Genomic DNA, 4,067 nt, shown 5'->3' with positions numbered 1-4,067 from the left:
CGTACTCGGCCGGGACGCCCGGGGCGGTCCAGCCCTGGCCCGCTCCGGCGAGCGGTGGTGTCGGGGAGCCGCGACAGCGGCTGCACCCGCTCAGCCCGCTGCTGCACGGCGCCAAGTCACTGGTCGTGGTGATCGCCGGCCTGTCCTGGTCGACACTGTCGCGGGTCGGCTTCGGTCGGTTCGCCGCCATGGTGGTGGTGCTGGCGCTCGGCGCGACCGTGCTGTCGGTGATCAGTTGGTACAACACCGGCTACCACGTGGTGGGCCGCGAGCTGCGGGTGCACGAGGGGCTGCTCTGGCGGCGTACCCGGGCCATCCCGTTGGAGCGGTTGCAGGCCGTGGAGGTGGTCCGGCCCCTGCTCGCCCAGCTCACCGGCCTGGCCGAGCTGCGCCTGGAGGTCGTCGGAGGAGGCAAGACCGAAGCGCCGCTGGCGTACCTCGGGGTGGCCGACGCGGCCCGCCTGCGGGAGCGGCTGCTGGCGCTCGCCGGGCGCGGGGTGCCGCCCGGCGACACCGCGCCAGCGACGCTGGTCGAGACCCCGACGGCCGTGCGGGCTCGGCCACTGCACGCGGTACGCAACCGGAACCTCCTGGTCAGCCAGTTGCTCACCCCGCAGGCGTTCCTGCTCCCGTTCGGCGTTGCCTTCGTCGTGGTGCAGTTCGTCACCGCGGGGTCGTGGTCGTTCATCGCGGTGGCGAGCACGCTGACCGCGATGGCCGGTGTGCTCCTGCAACCGATCCGCCGGGTCCTCGACGACTGGAACTTCCGGCTGGCCCGCGACGGTGGCACCCTGCGGGTGCACAACGGCCTGTTGGAAACCCGCGCGCAGACCGTGCCGCTGGACCGGGTCCAGACCGTACGGGCCACCTGGCCGCTGCTGTGGCGGGTTAACGACTGGCTGCGACTGCGGTTGGAGGTGGCCGGCTACTCGATCGCGGAGGCCGACGACCGCAACCGACCGGACCGGCTGCTGCCGGTGGGTGACCTGCCGACCGCCGCGATGATCGTCGGCGAGGTGCTGCCCGGCGTACGCCTGGACGCGCTGACGCTGAGCCCGCCACCGCCCCGGACGCGCTGGCTGCACCCGCTCGGACGCGGCGCGCTCGGCGCGGGCCTGTTCGATCGGGTCTTCGCCACCCGGTCCGGGCTGCTCACCCGACAGTTGGCGATCGTGCCGTACGCCCGGATCCAGAGCGTGCGCGTCGTGCAGGGGCCGGTGCAGCGCCGGCTGCGGCTCGCGACCGTGTACGCGGACACGGCCGGCGGCTCGGGCGCCGCAGCCCAGGACCGCGACCTCGCCGAAGCCTGGTCCCTGGCAGCCGAACTAACCAGCAGAGCCCACCAAGCCCGCCACCAAACCCCCTAACCCACCCCCATGACTGCTGTTGATCAAGAGGTTCGCGTCAAAAATCGGGCACCCGGTGACGCAAACCTCTTGATCAACAAAGACGGGGCGGTCAGTGGTCGGCGGGGATCGAGCGGTGGGTGGTGGTGCTGTCCGGTTCGCGGAGGGTCGGGAGGTCGGGCTGGTTGGGGGGCGGTTGGGTTTCGGCCTTGGGGTGGCGGGCGCGGTAGGACCTCCACGCCCGCTCGGCCAAGCCGACGACCAGGTAGGTCAGCCCGACGTACGTCCAGCCCACCAGCACGTCGATCACGTAGTGCTCGCCGGAGTAGACCAGGGTGAAGGTCATCGCCAGGGGGTACGCGAGCAGCAGCGGCCACCACCGGCGGCGGGTGGTGTGCAGGAAGAACAGCACCACGAACAGCGCCCACGCGGTGTGCAGCGACGGCATGGCGGCGACCGGGTTCGAGGCGATCTGGCCGGCGTTGAGCACGTTGCCGGCGCCGTGCATGCCGAACGCCTTCCAGCCCCGGGTGGAGATCCGCGCCACCTCGGTGAGCAGTCCGTTCTGCGCGGCCCACCAGGGCGGCGCGGCCGGGTAGACGAAGTACGTGACCAGGCCGGCGGCGCACAGGAATCCCCACCGCCGCATGTAGGCGGCCCAGCGGTGCCGGTCCCGCATCCAGAGCACGGCGGCGGCGGCCAGCGCCACCACGAAGTGCGAGAAGTACACCCAGCTCGCCGCGATGTCCCACCAGTGCACCTGTGGGCGGTAGAGGTGCTCCTGCAACCAGACGGTGGGCACCTCCCCGCCGGTGGCCCAGCCGAACATGAACCGGTCGGCGACGATCAGCTCCATGGCGTGCGGGGTGGCGCCGTTGTCGGCGAACCCGCGCGAGAGGTTGTACGCGGCCAGTAGCAGCACCACCGGCACCCAGTCCCGGGCGAAGCGCAGGTGGCTGCGCCACGGGCGGTCGCTGTTCCAGGCGATGGTCCCGAGCCAGATCCACACGAAGGCGTACGCCGGGTCGGTGGGCAGCCCGATGCCGAGCCAAGCGGCGACGAAGGCGACCGCCCAGATCGTCATGGCGACGATGCGCCGACGACCCGCGTCCGGCGACGCGGGTGGGTCGGTCCGGGCGGGGGGCTGGGGGTCAGTCACGACGGCCATCGCGGTCAAGGTTAACGACGGCTATGGCATCGACCGACGGGTACCACCCGGCGGGGCGGCGCACAGGTGGGAGGGCGGGCGGCGCCGGGATCGCCGGGCGCGTGCTCGACGGGGTCTCCGAACACCTAGGCTGACGACCATGCAGGAGCAGCCCGAGCCGGCCCTCGCGCCGGGTCTGACCGCCCAGGTCGAGCTGACCGTCACCGACGCGGACACCGCCCAGGCGGTCGGTTCGGGGGACGTACCGGTGCTGGGCACGCCTCGGGCGCTCGCGCTCGCGGAGGCGGCCACCGTCGCGGCCACGGCGTCGGCGATGCCGCCCGGCTCGACGACGGTCGGCACCCGGGTCGAGCTGGAGCATCTCGCGCCGACGGTGGTGGGCCGCACGGTACGGGCGCAGGCGCTGCTGACGACGGTCGACGGTCGCCGGTTGTCGTTCGAGGTCAGCGTCTCCGACGGCGACCAGACGGTGGCCCGGGGTCGGGTGGACCGGCTCCTGGTGGACCGGCAACGCTTCGTCGACCGGGCCGGGCGGGCGTCGTGAGCGGCGGGTTCGTCGAGGTCGCCGACCGGGTGTACGTGCGGGTCGAGCCCCTGCTGCGGGTCAACGTCACGCTCGTCGTCGGCGACGACGAGGCACTGCTGGTGGACACGCTCTCCTCGGCGGGGCAGGCCGCCGAGCTGGCCGCCGCCGTCCGGGGGGTCACCGACCGTCCGCTGACCCTGGTCAACACGCACCACCACTACGACCACTGCTTTGGCAACGCCGTCCTGGCTGGCGACCCGCCCCGACCGGTGTACGCGCACGAGCGGGCCGCCGCCGCTCTGCGTGACGACCCGGAGGGGCTGCGCCGGGAGGCGTACGAGGAGGTGCGCGCGGAGCACGTTGAGCTGGCCGCCGACCTGGCGGACACCCCGCTGCTGGCCCCGACGCACGCGGTGCACACGGAGACGACGCTCGACCTGGGCGGCCGACGGGTGCTGCTGCGGCACCCGGGGCGCGGGCACACCGACGCCGATCTGGTGGCGCACGTGCCCGACGCGGACGTGCTCGTCGCCGGCGATCTGGTGGAGCAGAGTGGTCCGCCCGCCTTCGAGGACTCGTACCCCCTGCAGTGGCCGGACGCGGTCGCGGACCTGCTGCGGCTGACGACCCCGGGCATGGTGGTGGTCCCGGGCCACGGCGACGTGGTGGACGTCGATTTCGTCCGGGCCCAGCACGCCGAGCTGGTACGGCTGGCCTGGTTGATCCGGGCCGCGCACACCGGCGGTGCGCCGCCGGAGCGGGTGGCCGCCGAGGCGCCCTTCGGGGCACGCGCGGCCCTGCTCGCCGCCCGCCGCGGCTACCGCGAGCTGAACGGCGAAGCCTGACCACAAAGACTCGCGCCGATCTTGCACTTTCTGCGGCGACATAGCCCCGGATAAGGGATCAATCGTCAACAGAAAGTGCAAGATCGACGCGAAAAAGGGGGCCGGGGCCTAGATGATCGATTCCAAGGGGTCAGTGGTCGTAGGCGGTCAGGGATCGCATGACCGGTTGGCCGGTGTGCCAG

General features: G+C 72.7%; 4 protein-coding genes. 3 read left to right on the top strand and 1 reads right to left on the bottom strand.

The annotated features are described in order from the left end of the window. Positions 1 to 80 precede the first annotated feature (80 nt). Positions 81 to 1,367, top strand: coding sequence for a PH domain-containing protein (locus ACLQ25_RS28320; protein ID WP_425733833.1), 1,287 nt, complete (start codon positions 81 to 83; stop codon positions 1,365 to 1,367). Positions 1,368 to 1,458: 91 nt separating this feature from the next. Here ACLQ25_RS28320 and ACLQ25_RS28315 read toward each other — a convergent pair whose 3' ends face one another. Further along, a complete protein-coding gene (locus tag ACLQ25_RS28315; RefSeq protein ID WP_425733814.1) occupies positions 1,459 to 2,514 on the bottom strand; it encodes a phosphatase PAP2 family protein in 1,056 nt (351 codons plus the stop codon). A 139-nt stretch (positions 2,515 to 2,653) separates the two neighbouring features. Here ACLQ25_RS28315 and ACLQ25_RS28310 point away from each other — a divergent pair, with 139 nt between their 5' ends. Both ACLQ25_RS28310 and ACLQ25_RS28305 read left to right on the top strand, forming a co-directional pair. Next, entirely contained in the window at positions 2,654 to 3,058 is a 405-nt protein-coding gene (locus ACLQ25_RS28310; protein WP_425733813.1) for a thioesterase family protein, read from the top strand. Next, the gene (locus ACLQ25_RS28305; protein WP_425733812.1) at positions 3,055 to 3,885 is read left to right on the top strand and encodes an MBL fold metallo-hydrolase; all 831 of its coding nucleotides are present in this window, start codon (positions 3,055 to 3,057) and stop codon (positions 3,883 to 3,885) included. Before ACLQ25_RS28310 ends, ACLQ25_RS28305 begins: the two co-directional genes overlap by 4 nt. Positions 3,886 to 4,067: the final 182 nt, after the last annotated feature.

Origin of the sequence: Micromonospora sp. DT44 (assembly GCF_049841635.1) — a bacterium.
GTDB lineage: Bacteria > Actinomycetota > Actinomycetes > Mycobacteriales > Micromonosporaceae > Micromonospora.
This window is presented reverse-complemented; position numbering and strand designations above follow the sequence as displayed.